Source organism: Pseudoalteromonas sp. GW168-MNA-CIBAN-0100 (assembly GCF_040309225.1).
In the GTDB taxonomy this organism is placed as follows: Bacteria; Pseudomonadota; Gammaproteobacteria; order Enterobacterales; family Alteromonadaceae; genus Pseudoalteromonas; species Pseudoalteromonas arctica.
The window spans coordinates 1-248 of the sequence record NZ_JBEOOL010000892.1 but is presented as its reverse complement, the minus strand read 5'-3'; the positions used below and the strand labels follow the sequence as shown (position 1 = coordinate 248).

Below are 248 nucleotides of genomic sequence, written 5' to 3'. Positions count from 1 at the left end.
GTCTGAGGCTGCAAAAGAGCTGGGTGTGATTATTTTGATCACGGGGACTGTGATTGCGGTATTGGCATTTATAGTAATGAAGCTTGTAGTAGGCAGTGTTGTGGCGCCACTTAAACAAATACAAGAACGTGTAGATAACCTAGCCAGCTCTGAAGGTGATTTAACACAAACACTACATGTGGATACGCATGCTGAGCTTATAGCTTTGGCCGGAGGATTTAATAAGTTTTTATCAAAACTGCGTGAAC

At 42.3% G+C, this 248-nt stretch carries 1 protein-coding gene; it reads left to right on the top strand.

Going from position 1 to position 248, the window contains the following annotated elements:
- The coding region (locus tag AAEY62_RS23875) for a HAMP domain-containing protein (protein WP_350636945.1) at positions 1-248 on the top strand (248 nt) is incomplete at both ends.